This window comes from Archangium gephyra, assembly GCF_042230915.1.
In the GTDB taxonomy this organism is placed as follows: Bacteria; Myxococcota; Myxococcia; order Myxococcales; family Myxococcaceae; genus Archangium; species Archangium gephyra_B.
The window spans coordinates 11,048,799-11,074,335 of record NZ_CP102578.1; the positions used below are offsets into that span (position 1 = coordinate 11,048,799).

At 69.8% G+C, this 25,537-nt stretch carries 18 protein-coding genes; 7 read left to right on the forward strand and 11 right to left on the reverse strand.

The window, feature by feature from the left end:
- Window positions 1–57: 57 nt before the first annotated feature.
- Complete coding sequence (locus tag NR798_RS43590; RefSeq protein ID WP_375768526.1) at window positions 58–1,923, reverse strand: OPT/YSL family transporter; 1,866 nt, start codon at window positions 1,921–1,923, stop codon at window positions 58–60.
- 65 nt (window positions 1,924–1,988) lie between these two features.
- On the opposite strand from NR798_RS43590, the gene NR798_RS43595 reads away from it, so the two are divergent.
- Window positions 1,989–2,273 (forward strand): hypothetical protein, encoded by a 285-nt coding sequence (locus NR798_RS43595; RefSeq protein ID WP_375768527.1) that lies wholly within the window; start codon window positions 1,989–1,991, stop codon window positions 2,271–2,273.
- 24 nt (window positions 2,274–2,297) lie between these two features.
- Here NR798_RS43595 and NR798_RS43600 read toward each other — a convergent pair whose 3' ends face one another.
- Complete coding sequence (locus tag NR798_RS43600; RefSeq protein ID WP_375768528.1) at window positions 2,298–4,253, reverse strand: ATP-binding protein; 1,956 nt, start codon at window positions 4,251–4,253, stop codon at window positions 2,298–2,300.
- A gap of 73 nt (window positions 4,254–4,326) precedes the next feature.
- On the opposite strand from NR798_RS43600, the gene NR798_RS43605 reads away from it, so the two are divergent.
- Together NR798_RS43605 and NR798_RS43610 are read left to right on the forward strand one after the other, a co-directional pair.
- The gene (locus tag NR798_RS43605; RefSeq protein ID WP_375768529.1) at window positions 4,327–6,303 is read left to right on the forward strand and encodes a TIR domain-containing protein; all 1,977 of its coding nucleotides are present in this window, start codon (window positions 4,327–4,329) and stop codon (window positions 6,301–6,303) included.
- Window positions 6,304–6,419: 116 nt separating this feature from the next.
- A complete protein-coding gene (locus NR798_RS43610) occupies window positions 6,420–7,280 on the forward strand; it encodes a neutral zinc metallopeptidase (protein ID WP_375768530.1) in 861 nt (286 codons plus the stop codon).
- 61 nt (window positions 7,281–7,341) lie between these two features.
- Here the strand turns inward: NR798_RS43610 and NR798_RS43615 are convergent, their stop codons facing one another.
- Entirely contained in the window at window positions 7,342–7,830 is a 489-nt protein-coding gene (locus tag NR798_RS43615) for an NUDIX domain-containing protein (RefSeq protein ID WP_375768531.1), read from the reverse strand.
- Window positions 7,831–7,945: 115 nt separating this feature from the next.
- Between NR798_RS43615 and NR798_RS43620 the strand changes: the two genes are divergently transcribed.
- Complete coding sequence (locus NR798_RS43620) at window positions 7,946–8,689, forward strand: transglycosylase domain-containing protein (RefSeq protein ID WP_375768532.1); 744 nt, start codon at window positions 7,946–7,948, stop codon at window positions 8,687–8,689.
- Window positions 8,690–8,824: 135 nt separating this feature from the next.
- Here the strand turns inward: NR798_RS43620 and NR798_RS43625 are convergent, their stop codons facing one another.
- Window positions 8,825–10,624: an ABC transporter ATP-binding protein gene (locus NR798_RS43625; protein WP_375773916.1), complete on the reverse strand. Its 1,800-nt coding sequence runs from the start codon at window positions 10,622–10,624 to the stop codon at window positions 8,825–8,827.
- Window positions 10,625–10,860: 236 nt separating this feature from the next.
- Here NR798_RS43625 and NR798_RS43630 point away from each other — a divergent pair, with 236 nt between their 5' ends.
- Window positions 10,861–11,373, forward strand: a complete 513-nt coding sequence (locus NR798_RS43630) for a hypothetical protein (protein ID WP_375768533.1) — start codon at window positions 10,861–10,863, stop codon at window positions 11,371–11,373.
- A 168-nt stretch (window positions 11,374–11,541) separates the two neighbouring features.
- A complete protein-coding gene (locus NR798_RS43635) occupies window positions 11,542–12,399 on the forward strand; it encodes a Uma2 family endonuclease (RefSeq protein ID WP_375768534.1) in 858 nt (285 codons plus the stop codon).
- Window positions 12,400–12,469: 70 nt separating this feature from the next.
- Here the strand turns inward: NR798_RS43635 and NR798_RS43640 are convergent, their stop codons facing one another.
- From NR798_RS43640 to NR798_RS43660, 5 genes are all read right to left on the reverse strand, one after another.
- Window positions 12,470–13,438 carry a hypothetical protein gene (locus tag NR798_RS43640; RefSeq protein WP_375768535.1) on the reverse strand — a complete coding sequence of 323 codons (969 nt, stop codon included), beginning with the start codon at window positions 13,436–13,438 and terminating at the stop codon, window positions 12,470–12,472.
- A gap of 301 nt (window positions 13,439–13,739) precedes the next feature.
- Window positions 13,740–18,425: a hypothetical protein gene (locus tag NR798_RS43645; RefSeq protein ID WP_375768536.1), complete on the reverse strand. Its 4,686-nt coding sequence runs from the start codon at window positions 18,423–18,425 to the stop codon at window positions 13,740–13,742.
- Between the two features lie 225 nt (window positions 18,426–18,650).
- A complete protein-coding gene (locus NR798_RS43650) occupies window positions 18,651–20,783 on the reverse strand; it encodes a membrane dipeptidase (protein WP_375768537.1) in 2,133 nt (710 codons plus the stop codon).
- Window positions 20,780–21,532, reverse strand: a complete 753-nt coding sequence (locus NR798_RS43655; protein ID WP_375768538.1) for a hypothetical protein — start codon at window positions 21,530–21,532, stop codon at window positions 20,780–20,782. The genes NR798_RS43650 and NR798_RS43655 overlap by 4 nt, the downstream gene beginning before the upstream one ends.
- Before the next feature lie 86 nt (window positions 21,533–21,618).
- Window positions 21,619–21,855 (reverse strand): hypothetical protein, encoded by a 237-nt coding sequence (locus NR798_RS43660; RefSeq protein WP_375768539.1) that lies wholly within the window; start codon window positions 21,853–21,855, stop codon window positions 21,619–21,621.
- Window positions 21,856–22,114: 259 nt separating this feature from the next.
- Between NR798_RS43660 and NR798_RS43665 the strand changes: the two genes are divergently transcribed.
- Entirely contained in the window at window positions 22,115–22,282 is a 168-nt protein-coding gene (locus NR798_RS43665) for a hypothetical protein (RefSeq protein WP_375768540.1), read from the forward strand.
- Here the strand turns inward: NR798_RS43665 and NR798_RS43670 are convergent.
- Together NR798_RS43670 and NR798_RS43675 are read right to left on the reverse strand one after the other, a co-directional pair.
- Complete coding sequence (locus NR798_RS43670) at window positions 22,279–23,823, reverse strand: RIO1 family regulatory kinase/ATPase (RefSeq protein WP_375768541.1); 1,545 nt, start codon at window positions 23,821–23,823, stop codon at window positions 22,279–22,281. The genes NR798_RS43665 and NR798_RS43670 overlap by 4 nt on opposite strands.
- A gap of 49 nt (window positions 23,824–23,872) precedes the next feature.
- Window positions 23,873–25,447, reverse strand: coding sequence for a phytoene desaturase family protein (locus tag NR798_RS43675; RefSeq protein WP_375768542.1), 1,575 nt, complete (start codon window positions 25,445–25,447; stop codon window positions 23,873–23,875).
- Window positions 25,448–25,537: the final 90 nt, after the last annotated feature.

The window sequence follows — 25,537 nt, forward strand, 5'->3', positions numbered from 1 at the left end:
TCCCTGGATGAGCCAGCAGGACGGGAGATGATGCAAAAAATCGTGTGATGCGCCGCTTCACCACAGCAGCGTGAGCAGTCCGGCCAGACCCACGAAGAGGAAGTAGAGCGACTCGCCCGCGATGAGCCCGCCGCCCACCAGCGAGGTGGTGCTCATGTCCTCGGGCAACGCCTCGCCCTCGCCCGGCGAGCCCGCCACGTGCGGCGCCCCCTTCCTCGTCAGCGTGTTCCACAGCGAGGACACGAGGCCTCCCACGCCGAACCAGAGCGCCGACGGCAGGTTCACGAAGCCGCCGAAGGACGACGCATACGGGCTCGACAGCAGCACCGAGTCCATCGTCCAGCCCACCGCGTAGCCCGCACGCGAGCCCTTCAGGAAGCCCTGGTAGCGCGCGTTGCGCTTGAGCACCTTGCGCGCCACCTCGATGACGAAGCCCAGCACCAGACCGAACAGCAGCGCCTTCACTGTGTGCTCCGACAGCGAGCCCAGGCTGCGGATGGCTCCCACGAACTTGTACGTCATCGCCGAGCTCCACTGGCCCACCGGCGCCTCCGGGTTGTCCAGCTGGTTGATGGCCAGCACCGGGTAGGCACTCATGAAGACACGCGCCAGCCCCACGCACAGCACCGCGCCCATGACAATCCCAATCACCTGGTAGCGGAACTGGAGGGTGCGGTCCGTCCCCAGGCGCCAGCCCGTGGAGCGGTCCTGCTGCATGTCGACACCCACCGAGGTGGAGATGAGCAGGATGCTCGCGGCCATCACCCCCACCACCGGGTTCTTCAGCCCCAGCAGCGACATCAACAGCACCGAGATGACGAAGGCACTGGAGATGGGATTCTGGTCGGTGATGCCGTAGGCGATGCCGTTGATGAGCACGAAGAGCAGCGACAGCGCGAGACCGAAGAGGATGAAGCCCAGGGGCTGCTCCAGCATCCGCGTGGCCACCACCACCACCGCCACGCCCCAGAAGCCCACCCAGCCGAACAGCTTCGGCAGGCTCACCTGCTTCCACGCGGGCACCTCGTCAGCCGGAGCCTTCGCCCGGTTGCGCACCCGCTCCACCGCCTGCACCGCCAGCAGCGACAGGTCCACCACCGCCGCGCCGCAGATCATCGCCAGGCCGATGAGGAAGCCAATCTTGCGGAACGGCTCCTCCGCCCCCAGCCACCCGATGCTCCGCAGGTACGGGGTGAACGCATACCCGAGGAGTCCTCCCACCACGGCCGGCACGGTGATGCGGCTGCCCACCACCATGCCCGCGCCGATGGTGGACGCGCTCAGGCCCGAGGCGCTCACGGCCGCCACGCGCTCGGTGAGCGCCGCCACCAGCGCGCCCAGGCCCGTACCACCGCCCAGCTTGGCGATGGACGCCTTGAGCAGCCGCTTGTCGGTGAGCGCCCGCAGGATGTTGGCCACCGCGTAGCCCGAGGGGTAGTCGAGCTGCAGCCGGTCCACCAGCAGCGGCGTGTAGAGCATGCCCACGCCCACGCCGAACATGCCCACGCAGCCCACGAAGAGCATGAGGTGCCAGGCCGGAGGCTGCGGCATGCCCAGCCACACCATGGCCTGGATGAGCACGGACATGGCGCACATGGAGGCCACCGAGGCCGCCATCGTCTGCATGTAGTTGGCGCCGTGCTTGCCCTCGGGGCCGTAGCCGTAGGTGACGGCGCTGCCGAGGATGCCGGCCAGCACCTGCCCGCCCACGAAGAAGCCCAGGCTGAAGTTCATGTACGAGGCGGCGATGCCTCCCAGCGGCCCGAGGATGAAGATGGCCACCGCGCTCAGCAGCAGGTGGAACTTCCACGAGCCCGGCGCGGGCAGCCAGCCGAAGCGCGGGGCGTCGCCCTCGGGAGAGCCCACCGGGTGGGTCGAGGCCGGAGGTGGAGACGAAGGAGGCGGGGAGAGGGGCTGAGCCATGGATGGCGTAGGGTACCGGCCTCCGAGGGCCCCTCCAACCCCGGCCCTTCCGAGGAGAAAGACGCATGAAGACCGAGACCCGCCGCCACCTCCTGCTCGCACTCGTATTCCTGGCCGGCTGCGCCGCCTCGCGCGTGCAGTGGGTTCCCCCCGCGCGCGCGCAAACGGACACGGGCATGCCGCGCTGGGACTACTACTGCATGGAGCCCACCTGGGGGTTTGGCCAATCGCGCTCCGACGCCATCACCGCCCAGCTCAAGGCCGCGGGCCTGCAGGGCTGGGAGCTCGTCACCGTCGAGAAATTCGAAGTGGGGCCCAGCAGCTACTGCTTCAAGCGCCCCCTGCGCTGAGCACGCGCCGCGCGGCGCACGGCCTCAGTGCGTCCGCGAGGCCACGGACGGCTCCTCCCGCTCCACCACCGGCAGGCTGAAGGAGAAGGTCGTCCTGCGGCCGGGGGTGCTGCTGGCCCAGAGCCGGCCCCCGTGCGCTTCGATGAGCCCCTTGCAGATGTAGAGGCCCAGGCCGATCCCCGCCGCCTGCTTGTGGCTCCCCGCCGTGCGATGGAAGCGCCGGAACAGCTGGGGCAGCTCCTCCGGCGCGATGCCGGGCCCCTCGTTGGACACCGACACCCGCAGCTCGTCCTCCAGCCGGATGACCTCGACGTCGATGGGCGTGTGCGGCGCCCCGTACTTCACCGCGTTGGAGAGCAGGTTGGTGAGCACCTGGTCGATGCGCAGCGGATCCCCCATCGTCCGGGCCTCTTGCGGAGCGGTGACGCGGATGGCGCGGCCCGCCGCCTGCCCCTCCATCCGCCGGACGCACACGTGCACATGCTCGGTGAGGGCCACGGGCTGCCGCTCCAGCCGCAGCTGCCGCGCCTCGATTCGCGAGGCATCCAGCAAGTCCTCGATCATCCGGCGCAGGTTGCTCACGCTGGTGTCGATCCACTGCAGGGGCTCCTGCTGCTCCGCGGGCGGGCCCTCGGGCGTGTCATGGCGCAGCGCATCGAGCGCCAGGGCGATGACACTGACCGGCTGGCGCAGATCATGGGCCACCACCGAGGTCCACTCCTCCCGCTGGCGCTCGAGCTCCTTGAGCGGGGAGATGTCGCGGAAGATGGCGACGGCTCCGCCCGGCGTTCCCTGGCGCCCCTGGATGGGCGTCGCGCTCGCCAGCACCGGCACCCCGTGCCCCTCCCGCGTCCACAGCGACAGCTCGATGCCCGCCTCCAGCTCGCCCCGGGCCACGGCCCGCACGAAGGGCACCTCCTCCCAGGGCACGGGCTCGCCGGAGGGCCTGCGCAGATCGAAGAGGTACCGGTTGCCAAAGGCATCCAGCCCGCCGGAGTCACTGGCGCACAGCGACTTGGCGGCCGCGTTGGCCACGAGGATGTGCCCCTGCTCGTCCAGGATGAGCACCCCGTCGGGCATCTGCTCGATGATGCTCATGAGCCACGCGCGCTGGAGCACCTCGGTGCGCCAGGCCTGCTCGAGCGCGAGCCCGGCGTGGTTGAGCCTGCGGGACGCCGACCAGACGAAGGGCAGTCCGAAGAAGGTCAGCATGCCCGTGACGAGGGCGAAGGCCGTGCTGGAGGAGTAGAGGCCGGCCCGGGTGCCCAGCAGGGACAGGTGGCCCACCACGTAGGGGCCGAGCAGCAGGGCTGGCAGCAGGCGGCGCACCATGGCGCTGCCCGCGTGCGTTCCGGTGAGGGTGCGCATCAGCCCGTGGGTGGGCCGGGCCCCGAGAATCCCCAGGCACAGCACGAAGAAGACCGAGCAGGTGTGCAGGGCCATGCCGATGCCGTCGGGCAAGCCCGGCAGCGTATGGAGTTGGGAAGCGCCCGTGCCGTAGCCAATGAGGGCCGTCCAGGAGAGCACGGCCACGCTGAGCGTGAGGGATTGCGCGGGCCGGTGCCCCCGCCGGGTCTCCACGTCGAGCAGCACCAGGGCCAGGCCGAGCAGGAGGAAGCAGAGCGCGGTCTGGGGCGAGGAGCGCAACGGGCCGAGCCACCCCAGAAGAAAGACATACTCGGCGAGGGTGAGCGCACCGAGGAGACTGGCCAGGGAGGCGCAGACGCGGCCCCCCCACCGCTGGCGTGGTGAGGGAGTGACGGGGCTCAGCAGCCCCAGCGCCGTGCCCAGGAGGATGAGCCCGGCCGCCGTATGGGGCACCATGGCGGGCATGCCCGGCAGCAGGACCGTCAGGGCCCCGACTCCGAGGTACCAGCCGCCCACCAGGACGACGGCTCCGACGATGACACCGATGCCCGCCGCGACGAAAGCCAACCGCTGGAGGAACTTCGAGATGCGCGAGTCCACCGTCACCGTCATTAGAATCGACACTGTACTGGAAGACAGGATGATTCTCGCTGTCTGAATTCACCGCGGGAACCCCATACGCGGTGTGAGGGGAGGCCCGCTCGCCTGCCATCCCATCGCCCGGCTAGACTGCCGCGGTGGGAGAACGCTCCTGAAACCGATCATCTCCTGGCTCCACCTGTCGGACATCCACTTCGGTCACGGCAGCGCCGCCCATGGCTGGAACCAGCATCTCGTCCTGTCGTGCCTCCAGGCGGACCTCACGCGCGTACGGACCCGGGGTGTTCCCCCTCCGGAGCTCATCCTGGTGACAGGCGACATCGCCTTCAGTGGTGCCACCCGGGTGCGAGACGGCCAGGCGGAGAGCACCGAGTACCAGGCCGCCAGCCAATGGCTGCGCAACGTCGGACAGGGACTCGGCATCAAGCCCTCACGCATCTTCACCGTGCCCGGCAATCATGACGTCCAGCGCTCCGCGGACCACGAGCCGGCCATCGCCCGGCTCGTCGAGGATGTCCGCGAGGGCCGGTTGGAGCTGGATGCCGCGCTGGCCGATCCCCGCAGGCGCGCGCTGCTCGCCCGGCGCCAGGCCCACTACCTCGCCTGGGCCGCCGGGTTCGCTCCCGCCTGCACCGGCACGGCCCCCGCCCCCGAGGAGCGCCTGTTCTGGACACACCGCCTGGAGCTACCCGGAGGCCTCGGCCTGCGTCTGGTGGGGCTGAACACGGCACTGCTCTCCGCCGATGACGCCGACCGGGGCCGGCTCTGGCTCGGCACCGAGCAGCTCGCGCGCGCCCTGCTCCTGCCCCCCCCCGAGCCCCATGAGTGCATCGTGGTGCTGAGCCATCATCCCTTCCGCGGCCACTGGCTCGCGGACGAGCAGAATGCCGACGCGTGGATCCGCAACCACGCGCACCTCCACCTCTCCGGCCATGTGCACGAAGCGGACTCCGAGCAGGCCCGCTCGGGGGCCGGGGGAAGCTTCGTGCGTGTCGTCTCGGGCGCGGCCCACGGTGAGCAGACGGCCACGGGGGGTAGCCCGGGCCACGGCTACAACCTGGCGGCCGTGTTCCTCGAGAACGGGGGCCAGCTCGTGCTGCGCGTCTGGCCGCGGCGCTGGTCGGAGAAGAACAAGACGTTCGTCGAGGACCAGGACAACGTTCCTCCCGGCCAGCCCTACAGCGAGCATCCCCTGAATCTGAAGCGGGCCCCCGCCAGGGCGCCCCCGAGCAAGCCCCTCCCGGAGCCTCGCGGCGCACCAGGCTCCCACGCCTACGACATCGCGCTGTCCTTCGCCGGCGAGGACCGCGAGGTCGTCGAGCACTGCGCCCGGCGCCTGTCCGACGCGGGGTATCGCGTCTTCTATGACCTCTGGGAGCAGCACACGCTCTGGGGAAAGGACCTGACCGCCCACCTCGATGAGGTCTACAGGGGAGCGGCCCGGTACTGCCTGCTCTTCATCTCCAAGCACTACGTGGAGAAGTCCTGGACACGCCACGAGCTGCGAAGCGCCCAGGCCCACGCGCTGCGGAGCCATCGCGAGTACATCCTCCCCGTGCGTCTCGACGACACGCCCCTTCCCGGGGTGCCGGATATCGTCGGCTACATCGATCTCCGCACCCACTCCGTGGAGCGGCTCGTCCAGCTCCTCGAGAAGAAGCTCGGGCCCGCCGAAAGCAGGCGCGGGCGCGAGGAAGCGCACGAAGACGTCGAGGCACTCCTTCAGAGCACCGAGGCTCCCAATCGACTTCGGGGCTTGATGAAGGCCACACGGGCCAAGGACCCCCGCCACCTGGCTCGCCTGCTGGAAATCCTCGGGACCGACGAGGTTCCGAGGCTCCGTGAGCAGGCCGCGATGGCGCTCGGCGAACTGCGGGACCCCCGAACCAAGGACTGCTTCCTCGCCGCCCTGGAGGACTCCGCCTGGGAGGTGAGATCTCAAGCGGGTTGGGGCCTTGTGCACCTGGGTGAAGCCGTACGCGAGGACGTCCTCCAGCTCGCGAAGCTCTCGAAAAACCCCCACGCACGATTGATGGCCCAGCTCGTTCTCAACCGCCTCTGAGCGATTGCTTCCCCGCCTGCTCCCCCTCCACCCGGGCACCCCGGTCCCCGGGTCCCTGGCATGTGTCACGCTGCCTACCTTGGAGCGGGAAGGGAGCTCGACAGGAGGGGCACGCAATGAGGTGGCAAGGGGGACGTCGCAGCTCGAACATCGAGGACCGGCGGGGCATGGGCGTGGGGCGCCCGCTGGTGGCCGGAGGCGGGGCCGTGGGCCTCGTGGTCGCGCTGCTGGTGATGCTCTTCGGGGGGGACCCCTCCGTCGTCCTCTCCGGAGACCCCCAGGGCCCCTCGGGCGGCGTGGGCACGGGCGGCTCGGGCCAGCTGGTGGACCCCGCCCAGGCCCAGCTCCAGGACTTCGTCTCCGTCATCCTCGCGGACACCGAGGACACCTGGCCGCGGCTGCTCGAGCCCCTCGGCGTGCGCTATGCCGAGCCCCGCCTCGTCCTCTTCTCGGATGCCGTGCAGTCCGCCTGCGGCGTCCAGGAGAGCGCCGTGGGGCCCTTCTACTGCCCGCTGGACCAGCGCGTGTACCTGGACCTCGGCTTCTTCCGCGAGCTCGACCGCCGCTTCGGCGCTCCCGGTGACTTCGCCCAGGCCTACGTCGTCGCCCACGAGGTGGGGCACCACGTGCAGAACCTGCTCGGCATCGCCGAGCGCGTCCACTCCATGCGTGGCCGCATGTCCCCCGCCCAGGCCAATGCCCTCTCCGTCCGTCAGGAGCTGCAGGCCGACTGCTTCGCCGGCATCTGGGCCCACCACGCCCAGAAGCAGCGCCAGGTTCTCGAGCAGGGCGACGTCGAGGAGGGACTGAGGGCCGCCACGGCCATCGGTGACGACACGCTGCAGCGGCGCGCGGGCGGCCATGTCGTCCCCGAGTCCTTCACCCACGGCTCCTCGGCGCAGCGCGTCGAGTGGTTCCGCAGGGGGCTCGAGCAGGGCACCGTCGAGGCGTGTGATACCTTCCGCGGCACGGAGTGAGCCACGGGCACGGGCACCCTCACCCCGTCCCTCTCCCGGGGGGAGAGGGGAAATCGCTGTCTCAGATGCGCGTGAAGGACCAGCTCACCGCCTTGCCCTCCGCGTAGGGCATGACGCCGTGGAAGGCCCTCGGGTCCGCATCGAACACCAGCGGCAGGAAGTGCCGGTCCCCGTCCCACAAGGGCAGGCTCATGATGTCCTTCACCGGCACCCACGAGAGCGTCCCCTCCACGTTGCGCTCGTGCGGCGTGCCCTCGAAGCGGTCGATGCGGAACACGAAGCCCAGCCAGTCCTCGCCCTTGGGGCCGAAGCCGGGCCAGTTGATGGTGCCTCGCAGCGTGAGCTCCGTGCACTCGATGCCCGCCTCCTCGCGGATCTCGCGGCGCATGCAGGAGACCACGTCCTCGCCAGGCTCCATCTTCCCGCCGAGCCCGTTGTACTTGCCGAGGTGCGCATCGTTCTGACGTGCGTTGCGGTGGATGAGCAGCACCTTCGTCCCGTCCGGAGACATGACGTAGCCGAGGGTGCCGATGATGGGCGTATAGGGCATGGACAGCGCTCTTACCGCTCACGGGCCACGCCGCAAGAAGTCAGGAGGTAGGCGCCGCGCGTCCGACCCGGCCAGGACAGCGCTCGGTGGCATCCTGTTTGCTGCCGCTCACCGCATGCGTCCCCTGGGCCACACCCCGTTTCGCCGCCTCGCGCGGTGGGCTCTCGCCCTGCTGCTCCTCCCTCCGCTGTTGCTCCTCGGGAGCGTGGAGGCCCTGTACCGCTACGGCCTGTCCCGTGTGGGCGAGCTGCCTCGCGCGCCCCCGCCCCGCACGGACTTCGCCTCCCAGGTGCTCTGGGCCTCCGTGGAAGAGGGGCCCCTGAGACTCCAGCCACTCTGGCCCTGGACGCTCGTGGACGACTTCGTCCAGACATGGCGGCACCGGCAGCACGGACGGCGCTCCGCCGGATCCTGGATGTCCGGGGACGTGGCGCGCCGGTGGCTGGCTTCACGGCCACGGCCTGAGCGTGCGCCGATGCTGAACTGGCATCTGCATGGATTCGCCCTCTCTGTCTGGATTTCGCGCCACTGGACGGCCGAAGAGGTGATGGCCGCCTACGCCGAGAGTGCCTCGTTTGGCAGGGGCCACATCGGCCTCGATGCGGCGGCGCGCAGCTACTTCGGCAAGGAGCCCACGCGGCTCGCGCTCCACGAAACGGCGCTCCTCGCCGGACTGACCCAGGCGCCGGCACGGTATGACCCGCTCTGCCGGCCCGAGGCCGCACTCGCGCGGAGGGAGGTCGTGCTCTCGCGCCTGCAGGCACTGGGATGGATCTCCGAGGCCCAGCGCGAGGAAGCCCGGCAACAGCCGCTCCTTCCTCCCTCGAGCTCCGCCGCGACAACCTCCGGATGTGAGTGACCCGAACCGTGACACACGGACAAACGGCCCCGGTGGGGAACCCGAGGTCCGTGGCACCCTCACCCCGTCCCTCTCCCGAAGGGCGAGGGGATAGTGGGCACAGTGGGGGCACCGGCGCGGGTAGGCTCGGCCAGCTCAGTCCCGGTAGCCGCGGGCCTGCAGGTTGAACAGGTGCGCGTAGCGCCCGCTGCGCGCCATCAGCTCCGCGTGGCTCCCCAGCTCCTCCACCTCGCCGTTGTGCAGCACGGCGATCCGGTCCGCCATCCGCACCGTCGAGAACCGGTGGGAGATCACGAGCGCGATGCGGTCCGCCGCCAGCTCCTGGAAGCGCTCGAACAGCGCGTGCTCCGACTCCGCGTCGATGCTCGCCGTCGGCTCGTCCAGGATGAGCACCTCCGCGTCCTCCCGCATGAACGCCCGGGCCACTCCCAGCTTCTGCCACTGCCCCCCGCTCAGCTCCTGCCCCTTCTCGAACCAGCCGCCCAGCATCGTGTCGTACTGGTTGGGCAGCGCCGAAATCACCGTGCTCGCCCCACCCTGCTCCGCCGCCCGGACGATGCGGTTGCGGTCCTCCAACGCCGGCACGTGCCCCAGCCCGATGTTCTCCGCCACGCTGAACTGGTAGCGCACGAAGTCCTGGAACACCGCGCCGAACCGCGAGCGCAGGTCCTCCGGATCCATGTCCTTCAGGTTCACGCCGCCGTAGAGGATCTCCCCCTCCGTCGGCTCGTAGAGGCGCAGCAGCAGCTTCACCAGCGTGCTCTTCCCCGCCCCGTTCTCGCCCACCAGCGCCAGCTTCTCGCCCGGCTCCAGCTTCAACGACAGGTTGCGCAGCGCCCACTCCTTCTTCCCCGGGTAGCGGAACGACACGTTGCGCAGCTCGATGGCGTTGCCCCTGCCCCTCGGCGCCGTATGTGCGGGCAGCACCCGGGGCGTCTCCTGCCCCGTGGGTATCTCCAGGTACGCGAAGAGGTTGCTCATGAAGAGCGCCCCCTCGTACATGCTCCCCACGCTCGACAGAATCCCCTGGAACGCCGCCTGCCCCTGCCGGAACACGCCCAGGTACAGCACCATCTCACCCACGGAGAGCTGCCCCAGCGCCGCCCGGTTCGCCACGAACAGGTAGCAGCCGTAGAACGCCCCCAGCGACAGCAGCCCCAGCCCCAAGCCCCACCCCAGCCGCTTGAGCGCCAGCGCCCGGTCCTCCTGGAAGAACTTCTGGAAGAGCGTCCGGTAGCGCCCCAGCACCAGCGGGCCCAGCGCGAACACCTTCACCTCCTTCACGTGGTTGTCCCGCGTGAGGATCCACTCCAGGTAGTTGAGCTTGCGGCCCTCGGGCGCCCGCCACGAGTACAGCCGGAAGCCCTCCGCCGCCAGCCGCGCCTCCGCGAGGAACGCCGGGATGCTCGCCGCCACCAGCACCACCACGCTCCAGGGCGAGAGCGCCACCAGCAGCACCGCGTACGTCGACAGCGTCACCATGTTGCGCACGATGGAGAACGCGTCCATCACCAGCGCCAAGGGCCGGCTGTTGGCCTCGCGCCGCGCGTTCTGCATCTTGTCGTACGTGTCCGAGTCCTCGAAGTGCCGCAGCTCCAGCTGCAGCGCCTTCTGGAGAATCCGCTCGTTGAGCAGGTTGCCCAGGCTGGCGCGCAGCAGCTCCCGCGTCAGCGCCAGCGCCCGGTCCAGCGTCACCGAGCCCGCCATCAGCCCGAACTCCAGCAGCACCAGCCGCAGCACCCGCTCACGCGCCGCCTCGCCCCCGCCGGAGGACGCCGCCACCACCCCGTCCACGATGAGCTTGCCCACCCAGGCGATGGCCGCCGGCACCAGCGCCGCCACCAGCGTCAGCACCCCGAGCACCACCGCGCCCCGGGGGCTCGCCGCCCAGAAGAGCCGGAAGGTGCCCGGCAGCTGCCGGAAGAGGGTGCCCATGCCCTTGAGCCGGGCCTTGAGGGATTGGGGGGGACGCGGGGTGGAAGGCGGAGGAGACACGCCCTCTCTCTAACCCGGCGCCCCCACGCGTGCCGCATCTCCCGTGCCGGAAGGTCCGCCAGCGCACCGGCCTTGGGACGCCGTGTTCCCCGGGGAGATTCCGCCCGCCAGGATGCCCTCCTGCCAGCCTCCCGGGGTTATGATGGCCCTACCCCTCTCCTGGAGACCTTCTCCGAATGAAGCGCTTCGTCATCGTCTTCGACAACGAGCCGGCCGAACCCTCGCCCTGGATGGCTCGTGCCTGCGCCACGTCCCAGCTGACCTTCGTGGACAACGAGGCCATCACCGACGCGGTCTCCGACAACAAGGAGGCCCAGAAGCTGCTGCTCCAGGGCGGCCTGCCTCCGGGAGAGAACCCCAAGCTGGCGCCCTACTACAAGGAAGCGCTCGAGAAGCTCGCCGCCGGCAAGCAGCGCGTGGGCCTCTACAGCGTCAGCTGGCTGCTCTACCTCGGCCAGGCGGACGGGTGCGTGCTCGACTTCGCGGGCCTGGAGGAGCAGCGCAAGAAGGGGCTGGCCTCGGGCGTCGCCCAGAAGACCGCCGACGAGTACGTGGCCAAGTACTCCGCCCACCTGCAGGAGCGGGCGCGCAAGGTGCTATCCCCCGAGCGCATCCTCATCGTCCCCGCGGGCGAGAGCGACGCGAAGAAGGCCGAGCTGGCCGCCGCGTTCATCAAGAAGCTCGGGTAGAAGACGTCCTCGCCCCGGGATGGCGCCTCCAGCACGGGATGGGTGACACGGGCGCTCCCGCGCACCGTCCGCTCGGCGCGGCGGACTCTGTCCACTCGGCCTGCTCCTTGCTGAGAAGTAGCGTGGGGGCGATTGACCGCCGAGGTCACCCGTCGCACGCTTACGGGCATGGGATGGCACACGGACGAGCGTGGTGACGCCTTCCCCCGGGCGCCCACGCAAGAGGAGTGGGAGGCGATGGGGCCGGAGGAGCGGGCCCGGGTGGTGGAGTCACTGCCCGGGGAGGTGACGTGGGACGAGATGGCCATGCCGGAGGGCGACCGGCATTTCCAGGGCAAGGTCCAGGCCATGGACGCGCTGCGAGGCTATTTCAAACGCCAGCAGCGCAAGGTGTATCTGGGCGCCGAGCTGCCCATCTACTACCCGGGTGAGCGCCGCTTCGCGCCGGACCTGCTGGCCGTGCTGGATGCCGAGCCGCACCCGCGCCAGAAGTGGGTGGTGAGCCACGAGGGCAAGGGGCTGGACTGGGTGATGGAGGTGCACGTGGGCGGCGACCGCAAGAAGGACGCCGAGTACAACGTGCGGCGCTACGCCCGGCTCGGTATCCCCGAGTACTTCATCTACGACCGGGCCCGGCAGCGGTTGGAGGCGTACCAACTGGCTTCACCCGAGGCTCGCACCTACGTGCCCATGGAGCAGCGACAGGGGCGCTATGTGTCGCGAGTGCTGGGGCTGGAGGTGCAGGTGGAGGAAGATCGCCTGCGCTTCTGGTCGGGCAACGCCCTGCTGCTGGAGTCGGAAGAGCTCATCGCCCGGCTGGAGGGGTTGCTGCTCGGGGTGCAGCACCGTGCGGAGGAGGAGGCTCGCCAGCTGGAGGAGGAAGTGCGGCGCCGCGAGGAGGAGATCCAGCTTCGCCAGCAGGCGGAGCAACAGCTGGCGGAGGAGACCCGGCGCCGCGAGGAGGCGGAGCGCCGCTTGTCGGAGTTGCAGGCGGAGCTGGAGCGGCTCGGGCACCGCGGGGGCTGAAAATGCAGAAGCCGCCTGGGCCCAGGGACTCCCTGGACCTCGGCGGCTTCCGTGCACGGCGGCCGCGGGGTCAGCGGCCCGCGAGCTTCCAACCCACCTCGAGCCACGCCATCGGCGCCGCGTAGTCCAGGCGGTAGTGGCTGCGCCACTCGTAGGAGCCGCCCAGCGACACGCGCACCTTGGACATGTCCAGCGCCACCCCGAGTCCCGCCCTGCCTCCGGCGGCCATGGGGTTGGGCCCGTACATCAGCGGGCCACCCGACGCGAACACCTGCAGCCCGAAGCTCCCCGGCGACGCGAGCAGCGGATAGGCCACGCGCACGTCCGCCAGCAACATGCCAATGCCCGAGGAGAACCGCGGCGAGGCCAGCGCCGTCAGGCCCAGTCCCGCCCTCAGCCCGCCCGGCAGCAGCACCGAGCCGTTCACGTTCACGCCCGCCAGCGGCAGCGGCCCGCTGCTTCCCACATCCGCCTCACCGTGCAGACTGGCGTACAGCTCGAACGAGTCCATCAGCGAGAGCGCCGGAGCCGTCTCGACGACGGGCGGCGGCGGCTCGGCGGGCGGCGGCGGCGCGACTTCCGCTACCACCGGCGCCGGGGCCGCGGCTGCCGCGGCGGCGGCCTCGGCCTGCTCGGCCTTGGCCTTGTTGCGATCCGGGCACTCCACCCGCATCTTCTCGAACAGCCCGTCCAGCTCCGCCGACGGCTTCTCGATGGGCAGGCTCGCCAGCTCCTCCTGCTTGAACGCACGGCAGAAGGCGTCCTCCGCCTGCGGCGTCTGCTCGAGCGCCTGGTACAGCACGCCCTCCATCAGCGACACCCACAGCTGCTCTTCCGTCTTCAGGTCCTGGGTACACCCGGGCGCGGCGAGCTCGGCGAGCGCGGCATCGTACTTGAGCGTGGAAGAGAGACGCGCCACCTTGCGGATGCAGGTGTTCTTCGTCTTCTCCGGGAGGATGACCTTCACGCGAGGCGCGGCCTCGGCCGGCACCGCGAGCAGCGTCATCAGGGGCAGAACCGCCAGCTTCAGACTCTTCATGAGTGATTGTGCTCGTAGCAAGGCGCTCCCCATCGCGCGAGGAGCCCACGCGCACCTTACACCCGCCCGCCTCTTCCTCCTCATGGGGGGCCTGGCATCCAGGATGCTTTCAGGTCAAACTATCTGCGGACGGGGGCGTGACGCGGGCAGACCCTCACCCCCACCCTCTCCCAGAGGGAGAGGGAGTTGACGCGGGTTCGACCCGGGGACCTCGAGACCCTCACCCCGTCCCTCTCCCGGGGGGAGAGGGGTTGTGGGGGGCGAGGGGCTCGGGATTCCTCTGGCTCGGACTTCCTCTGGCTCAGGCTCCGACGAGGCTCTTCTGGAACGAGCTCAAGTCGCCGATCAGATCCGCGGCACCCTTGACGACCTTCGCCGTGCCCAGAACGATCTGCAGCGGGCCCGTGATGCTGTTCAGACCCGGAACCGCTCCGGCCACGTCCAGGCCCAGCTGGCCGGCCGCCAGGGCGATGTCGAGCCCGTCCTTCGGGTCCTTGCGCAACTCGTCCCACAGGTCCTTCGCGCTGCCAATCGCGCTGCCCGCGCTGATGACGTTGCCCAGCAGCGGCACCGACTTGAGCCCCGCCTTCGCCGCGAACTTCGCCGACTCCTTGGCGATCTTCTCCTTGAGCTCGTCCGGCAGCGCGTCCACGAACCGGCCGAACAGCCGGGTCATGTTCTCGATGCCCTGGCGCCCGAAGGGCAGCTCCTGGCCCGCCACCTCGAAGTGGTCGCCCTGCGTCAGCAGCGCTCCACCCGCCTCGGCGATCTCGCGCAGCGCCCCGCCGATGTCGCCGGTGGACAGCTTCTCCGCGGCCTCGAACAGGTTGGTCACCGCGCCCGAGTCCACCATCGCCGCGTTCAGCTCGCGGTCCGCGAACAGCTCGCCGAGGCTGCCCGGGATATGCGACAGCGAGTTGAGGAACGCCTTGGCCGCCTCGGGAGCCGTCTGGGCAATCGTCTTGCCCGTGGTGGCCAGGCCCTTCACGAAGCCGCTGACGTCCCCGTTCTTGAGCGCCCCGAACGCGTCACCCAGCGCCTTGCCCACGTCGTCGTTGCCCAGCAGACTCGCCGCCGCGACGATGGTGTCCTTGGCCCAGGCCGGAGCGCCCAGCTTGTCCGCCAGCGCGCCCGCCATGCGCCCGCGCAGCTCCGGCGGCACCTCCGCCAGCGCCTTGCCCAGCGTCTTCAGCGCGTCGCCCGGCTTGCCCTGGGCGATCTGCTGGCCCGCCTGCATCACGTCGAACACCGCGCCGCCCAGCGCCGCGATGTCCGCGCCCGTCTGGATGCCGAAGGGCTTGAGCTTCTCCATCAGCCCGGCGTTCTTCGCCAGCGCGTTGCCCGCCGCCGTGGCCAGCGCCGGGTTGGTCAGCAGGTCCTTGGTGCCCTGCACGATGTCGCCCGACATCATCTTGTCGAACGCCGCGTGCACGTCGGGGTTGGCGACCAGCTGGTGGACGAAGTCCTTGTCCGTGAGCAGCGACTTCGCCACGCCCGCGAAGCCCTCGTCCGAGAGCTTCCCGGCCGTCGTGGTGATGGCCTTCTCGATGATGGACGCCGGCATCTTGCCCGCCGCGTCCCTCAGGCCCTTGAGCGCCTCCTGGAAGTCGCCCTGGCCCAGCGCCTGGCCCGCCTTGAGCAGGTCCGGCAGCGCACGGCCCGCCTGGATGAGCTCGGACGGGGTGATGCCCAGGTCACTGATGTTCTTGCGCAGGCCCTCGGGCAGCTTGTTGATCAGCTTCTCGCCGATCTTGTTGAGCAGCTCCGGAGCGGCCTCGGCCGCCGCGCCCAGCGCGGTGATGCCGTCGTCGATCTTCCCCTCGGAGAAGGCCTTCACCGCGTCGAACAGGTGCGGCGCCGCCTTGCCGGCCTGCAGCAGATCCTGCTGCGTCAGGCCCGCCTTGGTCAGCATCTCCTGGACCTTGGGGTCGTTGCTGAGCGCCGTGAGCGCCGTGTCGCGCGCCGCGTCGTTGCCCAGCAGCCCGCGCAGGCCCTCGAGCCGCGTGGACTCGTTGAAGAGCTTGCCCACCTGGCTGTGCAGGTCGCGGTTGGAGACGAGCTCCTTGAGGAACTTGTCGTCCGTCAGCAGCGTCTTCACCGGGCCCAGGTTGGCCGGGAGCTGCTGCGCCAGGCCCTTGAGCGCCTGCGTGGTGAGGTCCGGCGCGGAGATCGCCGCCTCCTTCAGCGCGTTGAAGGCCTTGCCCCAGTCCTGCTTGGAGGCCGCATCCGCCGCCTCGAACAGGTGCGGCAGCGCCGGGCCCGCGGTGCGGATCTGCTGCTCGGTGATGCCCAGCTTGGCGAACTGGTCCTTCACGCTCTGCGGCAGCACCTTCACCAGCTTCTCGCCAATCTTGGCGGCCAGCCCCGGCGCGGCCTGCACCGCCGCCTGGATGTCCGCCAGACCGCCCCTCACGTCACCCGCCTTGATCTTCTCGGCGGCGTCCCAGAGCTTCGGCGCGGCGGCACCGGCCTCCACGAGGTCCTTGGGCTCCAGGCCGACCTTCGCCAGCTGCTCCTTGACCTTCGGGTCGTTGCCCAGCGCGGTGAGCGCCGTGTCACGCACCTTGTCGTTGTTGAGCAGCCCGCGCAGGCCCTCCATCCGCGTGGACTCGTCGAAGAGCTTGCCCACCTGGCCGTGCAGGTCGCGGTTGGTGACGACTTCCTTGAGGAACTTGTCGTCCGTCAGCAGCGTCTTCACCGCGCCCAGCTGCGGCGGCAGCTGCTGCGCCAGACCCTTCATCGCCTGGGTGGTGAGATCCGGAGCGGCGATGGCCGCTTCCTTCAGCGCGTTGAAGGCCTTGCCCCAGTCCTGCTTGGAAGCCGCGTCCGCCGCCTCGTAGAGGTGCGGCAGCGCCGGGCCCGCGGTGCGGATCTGCTGCTCGGTGATGCCCAGCTTGGCGAACTGGTCCTTCACACTCTGCGGCAGCACCTTCAGCAGCTTCTCGCCAATCTTGGCAGCGAGCCCCGGCGCGGCCTCCACGGCCTTCTGGATGTCCGCCAGACCGCCCTTCACATCGCCCGCCTTGATCTTCTCGGCGGCGTCCCAGAGCTTCGGCGCGGCCTTGCCGGCCTCGACGAGGTCCTTCGGCTCCAGGCCAATCTTGGCCAGCTGCTCCTTGACCTTCGGGTCGTTGCCCAGCGCGGTGAGCGCCGTGTCACGCACCTTGTCGTTGTTGAGCAGCCCGCGCAGCCCCTCCATCCGGGTGGACTCATCGAAGAGCTTGCCCACCTGCGAGTGCAGGTCGCGGTTGGAGACGACTTCCTTGAGGAACTTGTCGTCCGTCAGCAGCGTCTTCACCGCGCCCAGCTGCGGCGGCAGTTGCTGCGCCAGGCCCTTCATCGCCTGCGTGGCGAGGTCCGGGGCGGCGATGGCCGCTTCCTTCAGCGCGTTGAAGGCCTTGCCCCAATCCTGCTTGGAAGCCGCATCCGCCGCCTCGTAGAGGTGCGGCAGCGCCGGGCCCGCGGTGCGGATCTGCTGCTCGGTGATGCCCAGCTTGGCGAACTGGTCCTTCACGCTCTGCGGCAGCACCTTCAGCAGCTTGTCGCCAATCTTGGCAGCGAGCCCCGGCGCGGCCTCCACGGCCTTCTGGATGTCCGCCAGACCGCCCTTCACATCGCCCGCCTTGATCTTCTCGGCGGCGTCCCAGAGCTTCGGCGCGGCGGCACCGGCCTCCACGAGGTCCTTGGGCTCCAGGCCGACCTTGGCCAGCTGCTCCTTGACCTTGGGGTCGTTGCCCAGCGCGGTGAGCGCCGAGTCACGCACCTTGTCGTTGTTGAGCAGCCCGCGCAGGCCCTCCATCCGGGTGGACTCGTTGAAGAGCTTGCCCACCTGGCCGTGCAGGTCGCGGTTGGTGACGACCTCCTTGAGGAACTTGTCGTCCGTCAGCAGCGTCTTCACCGCGCCGAGCTCGGCCGGGAGCTGCTGCGCCAGGCCCTTCATCGCCTGGGTGGTGAGGTCCGGGGCGGCGATGGCCGCTTCCTTCAGCGCGTTGAAGGCCTTGCCCCAGTCCTGCTTGGAAGCCGCGTCCGCCGCCTCATAGAGGTGCGGCAGCGCCGGGCCCGCCGTGCGGATCTGCTCCGGGGTGATGCCCAGCTTGGCGAACTGGTCCTTCACGCTCTGCGGCAGGAGCTTCTCGAGCTTCTCGCCAATCTTCGCGGCCAGGCCCGGCGCGGCTTCCACGGCCTTCTGGATGTCCGCCAGACCGCCCTTCACATCACCCGCCTTGATCTTCTCGGCGGCGTCCCAGAGCTTCGGCGCGGCGGCACCGGCCTCCACGAGATCCTTCGGCTCCAGGCCGACCTTCGCCAGCTGCTCCTTGACCTGCGGATCGTTGCTCAGCGCGCCCAGCACCGCGTCGCGCGCGGGGGCGTTGTTGAGCAGCTCGCGCACGGCGGCCGTGTCACCCGGGTTCTGGATGAGCTTGCCGATGGAGGCGTGCAGCTGGTTGTTGGTGACCAGCTCCTTGGCCACCTTCGGATCCGTCAGCAGCGTCTTGGCCGGGCCCGCGGGCAGGTTCTGCGCCAGACCGTTGATGGCCTTCTGCGCCACCTCGGGCGAGGCCAGCGCCGCGTTGCGCAGGTGCTCCAGCGCCTGCTCCGGGTGGCCACCCACCACCGACTGCGCCGCCTTCTCCAGGTGCGGACGCGCCGCCTGTCCCGCCTTCTTGAGGTCGTCCTCCGTCAGGCCAAGCTTCGCCAGCGCGCCCTTGTCCGCCGCACCGGGCTGCTGGGCCGCCGTGGGCGCCGTGGTGGAGCCCAGCTTCTCGGCCTGCTGGCCACGCGCCGCCGAGGTGGGCGCCTTGCCGCCGTCGAACCCGTCCCGCGTCTGCTGCGGCTTCACCTCATTGCGCGCCGTCGTCCGCGTCGCCGTGCCCTGGGTGCCCGTCTGCGCCGTCGTATTCGGCTTCGCCTTGGTCTCGACCGGCTTCGGCTCGGGCGGCTTCGGCTTCGGGATGTAGGTGGAGCCGTCCGTCTTCTTGATCGACATGGAGCAACCTCGCGAAAAGCCAGCGCGCCAGGGTACGCCCGGGGCGGGAGATGTACGGGAACCTGCTTATTTACGATTATCGACCTTGTAGGTTTCCAGTTGCGCCAGTCGGATATTTTCCTGGATCACCGGCCCCCCAGTGCCTGACGCGGGGCGTCACAACCGGACCCCTCCTCGCGGGAGGGAGGGACGTTGCCGCCCCTCACCTCCCACGGGAGTCCCGCTCTACTGGATGGTGTAGGCCACCGTCCCACTGCAACTACCGCTGGAGTAGCAGCCGGCGCGGATCTGATAGGTGCCGCTCTGGCTGGCCGTGAAGCTCAGGTAGGTGAGCAGACCGCAGCTGTCGTCGGCGGCGGCCACCTGCGTGCCGCCCGGGCCATACAGCCGCAGGTACGTGTCGCCCGAGCCGGAGGAGCCTCCCACCGTGCAGGTGCCGAACTGGAGGGTCTGCCCGGCGTTGAGCAGCACGTTGTGGGTGGGCGTGTTCTGCTGCGCGCTGTTGGTGTTGGTGGCGCTGTAGCTGAACGAGCCGCTCGTGGGGCAGAGGAAGCGCACCCGGTAGTCCTGGCAGTAGCCATCGGACTGGTCCGCGTTCTGGCAGATGCCGCCCACCGAGGGCGAGCAGGTATAGGCCTCGCCGGTCTGGGTCCAGTTCACACCGGAGGTGTTCTGGCACTCGATGCCGATGGGGCTGGAGCAGGTCTGGCCGGCGATGACGAAGTCGCTCAGCCCCTCCCAGTCACCCGAGCCGCTCGGGCCGTCGCGGTTGAGCCAGCCGGTCCAGTTGCCGGTCTGCACCGTGGCCATGCTGGCGCTGCGCTCCCACACCTGCAGGAAGTTCTCCGCGGAGCGGTTCAGGTGGTCCAGGTAGTAGGAGGGCGTTCCCACGGCCTGCAAATCCGTCATCAGCTGCGGCAGCAGCCCCACGTGGGCCAGGCCCTTCTTGTGCAGGTCATTGGGCCCACCGGCGTTGTTGATCTGCGTGAAGTCCGAGGGGCAGCCGAAGAAGCTGTAGCGGGGCTTGAGCTGCGGCGTGAAGCCGTTCAGGTCCGCGCCGAACCCGACCTTCAAGCCGTTGTCCACCGCGTACATGAGCGACTGGGCGAAGGACCTGGCCGAGCCCTGGCAGCTGTTGCTGACGGCGGAGCCGTACTGGACCGTCGACTCCGGGCCCGTGCGCAGCCCCACCATGCCCCCCGTGTTGGTGATCATCTGGATCTCCTCCTGCTTGATGTACTTCTCGTGGCGGTCCACGGAGGAGTCGATCGTGTTCCACATGTGCGCGTGCGAGTAGAGCAGCGGGTAGTTCCCGCGCTGCTGCGCGAGTTGATAGACGTTGGTGAACGACTTGCGCGACAGGTGCGCCACGTCCACCAGCATCCCGCGGTCCATCATCGCGCGGACCAGGGTGTTGCCCTCGGTGGAGAGGCCCCGCTCGTTGAGGTAGGTGTCGCCATTGCACTTGCCGGAGCTGCCCGCGCTGTTGCGGCAGACGATGTCGTTGATGCGCGTCTGCTCGCTGAAGGTGATGGTCTCGATCTTGTTGGCCGCGCCGATCAGCTCCGGAATCGGGGCCGCGCCGCCGAAGCGGTTGTCCGCGTGGTGCACCACCTGCACCGAGCGCACGCCCATGCCCCTCAGCTCATCCAACTGCGCGAGGAAGTCTCCCGAGGGGAAGAGCTGGGTGACCTCGACGGACAGGACGAGCGCGAGCTTGCCCTGCTGGATGAGCGCCCGCGCCTGGGCGGGCGTGGTGGCGATGCCCACCCACCCGCTGTTGCGGGAGGCGAAGCCCTGCGCCGCGGAGATCTGCCGCTTGATGGACGCCATCTCGTCGCAGTCGTAGCGGCGCGTCGAGGAGGCCGTGTTGGCGCACAGGAAGTTCGACTCCGCGACGGACACCACCATGATGCGCAGCCCGTTCTGGTACGCCTGCTGCAACCAGCCCTGCCACATCTGCTGGTGGGCAATGGCGTTCCACATGGGCCAGTGCTCGAAGTGCTGCTGCGGGCAGGTGCCGGGAATCTTGATGCCCAGGAAGTACTGGCACTGCCGCCGGTCGTAGCCGCGCTTCTTTCCCTCGTGCCAGCCGGTATCGGCGCCGAGCAGCTCCGACACCACCGGGAAGCGCGTGGCCGCGTGGGACTTGAGCGGGAAGTTGCCGTCGCAGCGCTGGACGGCCACGTCCATGGGGCCCTCGAGGGTGCCCGCGAACCAGCCGCCGCCGAAGCTGTGCTCGGCCATCAGGTGCGAGTGCAGGTCCACGTAGCCGTAGACGGTCTGCGCACCGGCCGCGGTGCCACCGCACACGGCGGCGACGAGCGCCACCAGGAAGAGGTTTCGCCGGGAGCTCATCGCGCCTTCTCCTTCGTCGCGGGACGGGGCCTGGCGGTCCGCTCCGTGGAGGTGGACTCCGCGAGCTTGGACGACATCACGCACATCGAGCACGGGTCCGTGCTGTCATAGACGAGCGGCTGCACCTGGAGCGTCTGGAGGTTCAGCTTCCGGGTCATCCGGCCCTGCAGGTCTCCCAGGTACAGGGCGGTGTTGTCCGGCGTCAGCGCCAGACCGTGCACGTCGTCGGCCGAGGAGAGCGTGTACAGCACATCGCGCCGCTCGGTGCCGGTGTTGCGGTCCTCGGTGACCTTGAGGATCTGCCCGTTCACCACCCCGTAGGCCACGTTGCTCTCGGTGCCCTTCACGGTGACGGCGAAGTACTCCTCGAACGAGCTGTTGAGGGTGGTGGCGGTGGCGGACCCGCTGGCCGGCGCCATCTGCACCAGCTCGTCGCCCGAGCTCGTCCAGAGGATGTGCCCCGTCTCCGGGTCATAGGAGGTGCCGTACGGGGTGCTGGTATCGGCGGCCACCGTCTCGACGTTCGAGCCGTCGAGGTTGCTGCGCCGGATGGCATTGCCGGCGTAGTCCGCCCAGTAGCGCTTGGGCTGGGACGGAGCGAAGGCCGGCCGTTTGCCACCGGCCTTCACACCGGTGGTGGGATGGACGACGACGACACGGGGATCCTGCTGGGCCACGGCTGTCGAGCCGAGCAGCAGACCACCGAGACACCACAGCAGAGACACGTGCAGACGCAACCGCGGCTTCATGGGGGCACCTCCAGGGAAGGGGGCTCTCTAGAATAACAGAAATAACCCGTATTCCCTGGCTGGCGCCCATGGACCGGCGCGAGGCGTCAGTGCTTGGTGTCGTAGGCGATGCCCTTGTTCACTTCCTCCAGGGCCTTCTCGGTGAGCTCGACGGCCTTGGCGCGGTGGCCGCCCTTGTCGTGGGTGGCGGACTTGAGCGCGGCCAGCGCGTAGCGCAGGTGGACGAGCGCCTCCTCCATCTTGGGCTGCTTCTCGGCGAAGGCGCGCTGGGAGAAACCACCGAGGACGAAGGCCACGGCAACGGCGATGACGGTGCGACGCATGGGGGGCTCCTGGGTGAACAGGGGTTGGACGGCGGAGCCATCATCACACGAGCCCCCGTCAACCTTTCCACAGGCCGTCTGTAGGAACTTCAGGCTTGCGGCCGGGTCGTCACACCTCGGCACAGGTGGGCGTAAATCTCCCAACGGAAGACGGGGCGCTTGGCGCGTCCACCCGCCGACAGACCCTGTAAATGCGCCAGGAAGGGCTCGGCAAAGCCTTTGCAGTGGGCCCCCTGCGAAGCTCTTCAGGGGGTGCGGCATGCGGGGAGTCATCACGGGACGCGAGGTGCTCGAGAATCTCGGACTCATCTACCGGGAGTTCGGAGCCGCCTGTCTGTTCCGCTGCCTCTGGGTGCTCGTCTGCGGGCGCAGCACCACCTTCCTCGAGGTGGCCTGCCAGCCCGAGCCGACGGACCGCTACCGCTAGGAGTCGTCTTCGGGCTTGGACGGCGAAGCGGAAGGAACCACCGGCTTCACGTAGGACACCGCCGGACCGCCGCCACCGCCTCGAGCCTGACGTGGGCCCCGATCGGGCCTGTCGCTCCTCCGCTCCGGAGGACGCCCCCGCGGGCCCTGAGGCCCCGGCTGCTGCTCCGAGGGCCTCGCGCCCTGCTCTCCCCACTGACGCTGGCCTTCACCGTTGCCCCGAGGGAAACGCTCCCCCCGTGCCCGGTCTCCCTGCGGGAAGCGCTCGCCCTGGGGACGGTCGCTCCGGGGCGGACGGTCCCCCCGCGGACGGTCATCGCGCGGCGGACGGTCTCCCTGCGGACGCATCTCCCGGGGGGCCTGCTCGCTCCACTGACGCGGGCCCTCGCCGTTGCCGCGCGGGATGCGCTCGCCCTGCGGACGGTCGCTCCGGGGCGGACGGTCCCCCTGCGGACGGTCGTTCCGAGGCGGACGGTCTCCCCGCGGACGGTCATCGCGCGGCGGACGGTCTCCCTGGGGGCGGTCCCCCCGTGGACGGTCATCGCGCGGCGGGCGGTCCCCCTGCGGACGGTCGTTCCGGGGCGGCCGGTCTCCCTGGGGACGCATCTCCCGGGGGCCCTGCTCGCTCCACTGACGTGGGGCCTCGCCATTGCCTCGCGGGAAGCGCTCGCCCTGGGGACGGTCGCTCCGGGGCGGCCGGTCTCCCTGCGGACGGTCCCCGCGCGGCGGACGGTCGCCCCCGTTGAAGCGGTTGTCCCCGTTGCGCGGCCCACCGGAGAAGCGGCGCGGGCCATCGGCCTGGAAGCGCCCCGTGGGCACGAAGTCCGGCGTCAGCTCGCGCTTGGTGTACGCCCGCCAGATCTCGCTCGCGTCCCCGGCCCGCGCCCGCAGGCTGGGGTCCGCCAACTCGAAGTAGCGGCGCAGGTTCTCCACGTCGCGCTTGAAGAAGAACTCGGCCTGGCTGTTGGCCGCCGCGTCCACCACCTGCGGGAAGTCGATGATGGTGGCCCCGCGGTTGCCCAGCAGGATGTTGAAGGCCGACAGGTCCCCGTGGATGAGGTCGCAGCACAGCATCCGGATGGCCTGGTTGCGCAGGTCGGCGTAGAGCGCCGAGGCCTCCTCGGCCGTCAGTGCCGCCTCCTCCAGCCGCGGCGCCGGGTGGCCCTCGAGGTCCAGCACCAGTTCCATCAGCAGCACGCCCTCGTAGAACATCACCGGCTTGGGCACGCACACCCCGGCCGCGTGCAGCTTGCCCAGGGCGTCCGCCTCCGCCGTCTTCCAGGCGTCCTCGGCGGCCTGCACTCCGAAGCGGCTCCCCTTGGCGATGGCGCGCGCCGTGCGGCTGTTGCGCACCTGCCGGCCCTCGCGGTAGCCCGAGTTGTTGCGGAAGTTGCGGTGCTCGCGCTCCTTGTAGATCTTGGCGGCAACCACCTCGCCATGGTGGCGGACAAGATACACGTCCGCCTCCTTGCCACTCTTGAGGCGGCCCACCACCTCGTCAATCACACCATCGGCCAACAGGACTTGGAGCGCTTCGTTCATCGTTCGCGTGTCGAAAGGCTCCGAGTCCTACCACGTATTCCGGGTGACCTCAGCCTACACGTGCATGGGGCTCGGTTGAATGCCCGTCCACCGGCGGCACATACGGCCAGCCGGCCAGGGGCCCCTTCCCCGCCTCCCGGGACAGGTAGTCCGCCGCGATGTTGGCGCTCTCCATGATGGTGAGCAGCCCGCTGCCCGGGTGTGTCCCACCCCCCACCCAGTAGAGACCCTCGACGCTGGGGCTCTTCACGTGGGGCCGCAGGGGGCCCAGCTGTGTCCAGGTGTGGGATAGATTGAAGACGGCCCCCCGGAAGACGTTGAAGTCGTCCCGCCACGTCTCGGCGGTGAAGTAGCGCTCGGCGCGGATGTGCTCGCGCACCCCCTTGAGGCCCACCTTCTCCAGCATGGCCGGAATCCGCTCGCGCAGGGTGCGCTCGGTGGCCGCCCAGTCCACCTCCCGCGAGGTGTTGGGCGTGGGCACCAGCACGTAGAGGGTGGAGTGGCCCGCGGGCGCCCCGCTCTTGTCCGTCACGGTGGGGTTGCAGACGTAGAAGGGCGGGTCGTCCAGGTCCACCCGCTGGTCCTCCAGGGCCTCCCGGTCCGTGCGCCGCGCGCTGTTGGACAGGTAGATGAGGTGGTGGGGCAGCTCGTCGTAGACGCGGTCCAGCCCGTAGTAGGCCATGAAGGTGCTGCACGAGTACTTCGCCTTCTCCAGCGCGGCGTCCGTCAGCCGGGTGCCGGCCCGGGCCTCGGAGGGGACGAGCTTCTGGGCCGCGTAGGGCAGGTCCGCGTTCACCACCACCGCGTCGGCCTCCAGGCGCTCGCCATTGGCCAGCCGCACCCCCGCCACCCGGCCGTACTCCACCAACACCTGCTCCACCGGCGTGCCCAGGCGGAAGGTGGCGCCCAGGTCCTCGGCGCACTTCATCATCCCCCGCGCCAGGGAGCGGAACCCGCCCTCCACGTGCCACACCCCGAAGGCCAGCTCCAGGTAGGGGATGACGCTGAAGACCGAGGAGCACGTGGTGGGGTGCAGCCCCAGGTACTTGGAGGGGTAGGAGAGCGCGTAGGTGATGCGGTCGTCGTGGAAGAAGCCGTCCAGGTGCTTGTAGAGCGTCTGCCAGGGCTTGAAGCGCAACGTGGAGAGCAGCCGCCAGGGCGCGTAGTAGGCGAGGCTGTCGGCGTGCGTGGCCATGAACTTCTCATAGGCCAGCGGGTACTTCGCGTGGCTCTCCTCCAGCCAGCGGCGCAGCGCGGGCCCCTTGTCCGCGCCGAACTTCGACACCTCGCGCTCCATGCGCGCCGCGTCCCGCGTGGTGTCCAGGTACGTGCCATCCCAGAAGTGCACCCGGGTGTTGGTGTCCAGCGGCACCAGCTTCACGTAGTCGGAGATGCGCTTGCCGGCGCGCTCGAAGATGCGCTCGAGCACCCCGGGCAGCTGCAGGATGGAGGGCCCCGTGTCCACGGCGTACTCGCCATGCTCGCCCAGGGTGAGGCCCTTCATGCGCCCGCCGGGCACCGGATCCTTCTCCACCACCGTGACCTTCAGCCCCAACCCCGCGAGGTTGATGGCGGCCGACAAGCCCCCGGGTCCCGCTCCCACGACGATGACATGACGTACCATGGCGGCCCTACGATGCCTGGAAGCGCTCCGCGTTGCAGCACTCCAGGCGAGCAGGCGTCCCCCCCCGCTCCTCGGACCCCCAACGGCACG

Coding starts and splice junctions, on each gene's coding strand:
- NR798_RS43590 (WP_375768526.1), bottom strand. CDS start 1,923: ATGGCTCAGCCCCTCTCCCCGCCTCCTTCGTCTCCACCTCCGGCCTCG.
- NR798_RS43595 (WP_375768527.1), top strand. CDS start 1,989: ATGAAGACCGAGACCCGCCGCCACCTCCTGCTCGCACTCGTATTCCTG.
- NR798_RS43600 (WP_375768528.1), bottom strand. CDS start 4,253: ATGACGGTGACGGTGGACTCGCGCATCTCGAAGTTCCTCCAGCGGTTG.
- NR798_RS43610 (WP_375768530.1), top strand. CDS start 6,420: ATGAGGTGGCAAGGGGGACGTCGCAGCTCGAACATCGAGGACCGGCGG.
- NR798_RS43615 (WP_375768531.1), bottom strand. CDS start 7,830: ATGCCCTATACGCCCATCATCGGCACCCTCGGCTACGTCATGTCTCCG.
- NR798_RS43620 (WP_375768532.1), top strand. CDS start 7,946: ATGCGTCCCCTGGGCCACACCCCGTTTCGCCGCCTCGCGCGGTGGGCT.
- NR798_RS43625 (WP_375773916.1), bottom strand. CDS start 10,624: ATGGGCACCCTCTTCCGGCAGCTGCCGGGCACCTTCCGGCTCTTCTGG.
- NR798_RS43630 (WP_375768533.1), top strand. CDS start 10,861: ATGAAGCGCTTCGTCATCGTCTTCGACAACGAGCCGGCCGAACCCTCG.
- NR798_RS43635 (WP_375768534.1), top strand. CDS start 11,542: ATGGGATGGCACACGGACGAGCGTGGTGACGCCTTCCCCCGGGCGCCC.
- NR798_RS43640 (WP_375768535.1), bottom strand. CDS start 13,438: ATGAAGAGTCTGAAGCTGGCGGTTCTGCCCCTGATGACGCTGCTCGCG.
- NR798_RS43645 (WP_375768536.1), bottom strand. CDS start 18,425: ATGTCGATCAAGAAGACGGACGGCTCCACCTACATCCCGAAGCCGAAG.
- NR798_RS43650 (WP_375768537.1), bottom strand. CDS start 20,783: ATGAGCTCCCGGCGAAACCTCTTCCTGGTGGCGCTCGTCGCCGCCGTG.
- NR798_RS43655 (WP_375768538.1), bottom strand. CDS start 21,532: ATGAAGCCGCGGTTGCGTCTGCACGTGTCTCTGCTGTGGTGTCTCGGT.
- NR798_RS43660 (WP_375768539.1), bottom strand. CDS start 21,855: ATGCGTCGCACCGTCATCGCCGTTGCCGTGGCCTTCGTCCTCGGTGGT.
- NR798_RS43665 (WP_375768540.1), top strand. CDS start 22,115: ATGCGGGGAGTCATCACGGGACGCGAGGTGCTCGAGAATCTCGGACTC.
- NR798_RS43670 (WP_375768541.1), bottom strand. CDS start 23,823: ATGAACGAAGCGCTCCAAGTCCTGTTGGCCGATGGTGTGATTGACGAG.
- NR798_RS43675 (WP_375768542.1), bottom strand. CDS start 25,447: ATGGTACGTCATGTCATCGTCGTGGGAGCGGGACCCGGGGGCTTGTCG.